The organism is Shewanella sp. GutDb-MelDb, from assembly GCF_002836075.1.
Classification (GTDB): domain Bacteria; phylum Pseudomonadota; class Gammaproteobacteria; order Enterobacterales; family Shewanellaceae; genus Shewanella.
In genome coordinates, this window is the sequence record NZ_PJBM01000023.1 from 1 (window position 1) to 4287 (window position 4287).

Below are 4287 nucleotides of genomic sequence, written 5' to 3' on the forward strand. Positions count from 1 at the left end.
ATAACGATGCATACTTTAACGATGTGGAACTTGAACAAGAGCCACAATATACCCTACAAGGTCACTTAATTTATAACTTCAGTCGAGGTCACTGGTTGTCGCTCAATGCCAATTTTTATTTCGGCGGCGAGACTGAGAAAAATAAAATCGATTCTTTCGATTCCCAAGAAAATTCACGTTTTGGTATTACCTATTCAGCCCCAATAAACAGAAGCAATAGCATTAAACTCTACGCCAGCACAGGAGTTATAACTCAAGCAGGCAGCGATTTTGATACATTAGGGGCGGTATGGCAGTACATCTTTTAGCGCTGCCCCTACTCAATATAAGATAATTAAGCTTGTTCGCTACATCCTCCTTAAACAATGAGCAAAAAAAGGGTTCAACGACAACAGCCACTGAACCCATTTTTAAATCTTTAGTGTTAGGTAAATTTAGTCGATATCGTCAAAATACCAGTAGCCAGCATTCACCCAAGCGGTTAATTGCTCAACCACTTCGATATCTTCTAACCACGGGCTTAAGTTCACTGCAGTTAGCTCTTGGGTATCACATAACAATGCAATCAACGCTTCTCGACTGGCTGAAAGCGTAAATTGCTCGCCATTGATATAAAGCACACCGTCAGCAACGCTTGCTTCGAAATACAGGGTACGCAGTCCGCCAAGCTTAATTAAAGGCTGCTGCTTAAGTTGCTCGGTCACATCTAAGCTTTGGAAACCTAAATGCTCTTCTGGCAAATCCAGTTCACACTTAGATTGAGTGAGGTAACGACCGCTAAACTCGCTAACTAACTTGTCATCAAGCGTGGCAAACAGTTGTTGCTTAATACGCTCAAGATCGCCGTTGTTAACAACACCAGAGTTTTCGCTTAATACACGATCAGGATCGGCAATTTGCTCATTACACATATCTTTGTCGATGATGTGGTCTGCCATAGCGCTGATCATATCTTTGGCTGACGCAGTTCTATAACCCACAGAAAAGCTCATTGATGGCTCTATCGTGACGCCGTCATGAGGGTACCCTGGCGGTAAATATAAGATATCGCCTGGTAGTAATTCAACATCAATGATGGGGTCGAATGCTTCGGTGTGCAGTAATGCTGGGTGCGCTGCAAATTCTTTATGTGGTCCAAGATCACCCACTCTCCAACGACGTCGGCCGGAACCCTGGCAAATGAATACGTCATAAAGATCGATATGTGGACCGACTCCGCCACCCGGTGTGGCATAGCTGACCATGACGTCATCTAAGCGCCAGCGTGGGATAAAATCAAAACATTTTATCAGTTCTTCAGCTTCAGGCACCCAGTTGTTAAGCGCTTGCACGATTAACGTCCAGTCTGTTTCACCAAGTTCTTCATAAGATTCAAATGGGCCAAACTCAGCTTGCCATTCATCATGTTCTTTAAACACGCGGCGTGATTCAACCACGTCTTCGCAAGCAAGCCCTGCCATCTCTTCTGGTGAAAGAAGATCTTTAAAGTTTTTAAAGCCTTGACGGATCACCAGTGGTTTCTTTTGCCAGTACTGCTCTAGAAACTGTTTTGGCGTTATACCATTTAAATCTAATTGCATATTTGTTACCCACTATAATTTGCGGCGATACTAACAAGTATTAGCATTTAGTAATTTGGTCGAGATCATAAAACGGCTGATTAGTCGTCTTAAACGACGTAATAACGCCGCGGTATGCAATTAACCACAACATTTAAATTGACTCGCTTCGCTGTAGAACTACAATAACGACAAATTTAATAGGGCGCGTAGCACATTGGCACACTTTTCAACTGCAGTAGACTCTCATCGTTTAAGCACCGAACTTAGCAGCAAAGCCAACACCGTTATTGTGTTGGATTTCGAGACCACCGGCTTATCGCCCACCCAAGGTGACCGTGCGATAGAGATCGGAGCTGTGATGTTAAAAGACGGCATTGTCATCGATAGGTTTCAAGAGTTAATGAACCCAGGGTTTCGCGTTAGCAGCTTTATCGAAAGTTACACTGGCATTAGCAATCAAATGCTCAGTAGCGCTGCACCTTGCGATGAAGTGATGGATCAATTTGCGGACTTTATCGGTGATTATAATCTGGTTGCCCACAACGCCTCTTTCGATCAACGTTTTTTAGACGCCGAACTTAAATCGATAGGTCGAGACTATAGCGGTGAATTCGCCTGTTCTATGTTAATAGCCAGAAGACTTTATCAAGATGCACCGAACCATAAACTTGGCAGCTTGATCCACTATAAGCAGATTGAACACGACGGTGTATTTCACCGAGCGTTAGCGGATTCAGAAATGACGGCGGACCTATGGTTAGTGATGCTCGATGATCTTAAACAAGATCATCATATTCAACACCCTGAATTTAAGTTGATGCAGGCAATAACCAAACAAAGCAAAGCCAACGTGCAAAGGTACTTGGCGAGCCAAGGCCGCTAGTGCTCATGAGTATGGTCTATGTGCTTCGTCAACCTTAGAACATCTTAAACTGCTAAGTTGATTGTCTAATCACAAGATTGGTCGGGATCAACTGTGGTGATACCTCTTCGCCATTAATCAGCTTTAACACGCTTTCGACTAGAATTTCTCCAGCAAGTTTGGTGTTCTGCTTAACCGTGGTTAAAGATGGATTAGCAAAACTTGCCACTGGTATATCGTCATAGCCTACGACTGCAATATCAGCGGGTACCGATAACCCTTTGGCATTGAGCGCTCTAATTGCACCTATCGCGATAAGATCACTTGCCGCAAAAATGGCGTCAAACTTCTCGCCACTGTTAAGTAATTTATTAGTCGCCTCAAAGCCTGAGGTTTCGGTACTTATCGCTTCGAAAGGGATTGTCTCACTCGGTTTTATGTTGGCTTTTTCTAGTGCGGCCAGATGACCCAGATAACGATCTCGAAATTCAGGGCTGTGACTTGAGGAGTCGCCCACAAAAACAATATCTTTATAACCCAGTGCCAATAGATGCTCTGTCGCGCTCATGCCGCCTTGATGATTATCACAACCTATGGTCAGAACCGACTTATGATTATGTTCAGCTCCCCAAATAACAAAGTGGGTATTTTGCTCAAGTAATCTTGCTAACTTTCTCTCGTAATCTACAAAGTCACCGTAACCAAGCAGTATGATGCCGTCGGCCTTATTACTGTCTTCGTAGTCAGCATGCCAATCACTACTTAGCTGTTGAAATGAGACCAGTAAGTCATAGCCTTTTTGGGCCGATGCGCGTGTTATAGAGCCGAGCATTGATAGGAAAAAAGGATTAATTAATGAATCATCGTTAGTTGGATCTTCACAAAGCAGCAAGGCTAGCGTTTGGCTATTTTGCATCCGCAAGTTACTGGCATTTTTATCCACTTTGTAGTTAAGCTCTTTTGCAATGGCTTGGATCCGCTGGCGCGTTTCCAAATTCACTAAAGGACTGTCTCTCAGTGCTCTAGACACTGTAGATTGAGACACCCCTGCTTTGTAGGCGATATCGATTGAGGTTGCTTTTGTGACCATAATATTTATTTAAACCTTTCTTATTATTATATAAATAACGCTATAGCACGCCTTAATTACGTCTAATTAATACCGTCAATCAATACAGTCAGGCAACCGAGGTTGCCCACTAGATACGCCACTTAAATCCCTAATTCATCAAACAGATCATCTGCACTGGTGCTCATTTGAACATCTTTTTGCTTATTCTGTACTTGCTTTGAATGTTGTGAACCACTGCCTTGACCGTGTTCTGCTAAAAGATCGTCTAGGTCGAAATCTTCATCGGCATCAAAATCGTTTAGCTTAATGAACTCAGTTTTATCCATTGCGAATTCAAGATAAAAGATATGGTTTTTTTGTGTTTTGAAAGACACTCTTCTCGCCACGGCTTCATCGAGGTTGGTATCAACCGAAATGGTAAGTTCCTTGTTAATCGTCAACATTTTTGGCTGACTTTGACTAATCGACGTTTGCAGTTCTTTACTTATTTTATTGATGAAATCGCCTAACATCTGATTCATCAGTTCGCCCATCACATTACTGACTTCATCTGAGGTATGGGAGAACGCGAGTTCAGACTCTGGCATTCCCATGTTAATCATGTATTCGCGGTAAATTTCAATTGCTGCTGGCGCTGAAAAATTGATAACCACTAATCCGGAGAAACCACCGTCAAAAATTGAAAAACAACCTAAGTCAGGTTTTAAACAAGTACGCGTGATGGATTGCACCATTCCAGCGTGCGTGATCTGACTATTAGTCGTGCTAGAAAGCACGTGAGAAACCGACAA

At 42.8% G+C, this 4287-nt stretch carries 4 protein-coding genes and 1 pseudogene; 2 read left to right on the forward strand and 3 right to left on the reverse strand.

Going from position 1 to position 4287, the window contains the following annotated elements; translation table 11 throughout:
- A pseudogene (locus tag CXF82_RS00650) lies at window positions 1–308 on the forward strand (transporter); the annotation flags it as partial.
- Window positions 309–434: 126 nt separating this feature from the next.
- Here the strand turns inward: CXF82_RS00650 and CXF82_RS00655 are convergent.
- The gene (locus tag CXF82_RS00655; RefSeq protein WP_101090940.1) at window positions 435–1580 is read right to left on the reverse strand and encodes a ribosomal protein uL16 3-hydroxylase; all 1146 of its coding nucleotides are present in this window, start codon (window positions 1578–1580) and stop codon (window positions 435–437) included.
- A 196-nt stretch (window positions 1581–1776) separates the two neighbouring features.
- Between CXF82_RS00655 and CXF82_RS00660 the strand changes: the two genes are divergently transcribed.
- Complete coding sequence (locus CXF82_RS00660; RefSeq protein WP_101090941.1) at window positions 1777–2445, forward strand: 3'-5' exonuclease; 669 nt, start codon at window positions 1777–1779, stop codon at window positions 2443–2445.
- Window positions 2446–2497: 52 nt separating this feature from the next.
- Here CXF82_RS00660 and CXF82_RS00665 read toward each other — a convergent pair whose 3' ends face one another.
- Window positions 2498–3514 carry a LacI family DNA-binding transcriptional regulator gene (locus tag CXF82_RS00665; protein WP_102043492.1) on the reverse strand — a complete coding sequence of 339 codons (1017 nt, stop codon included), beginning with the start codon at window positions 3512–3514 and terminating at the stop codon, window positions 2498–2500.
- A gap of 122 nt (window positions 3515–3636) precedes the next feature.
- Window positions 3637–4287, reverse strand: a complete 651-nt coding sequence (locus CXF82_RS00670) for a DUF3334 family protein (RefSeq protein WP_102043493.1) — start codon at window positions 4285–4287, stop codon at window positions 3637–3639.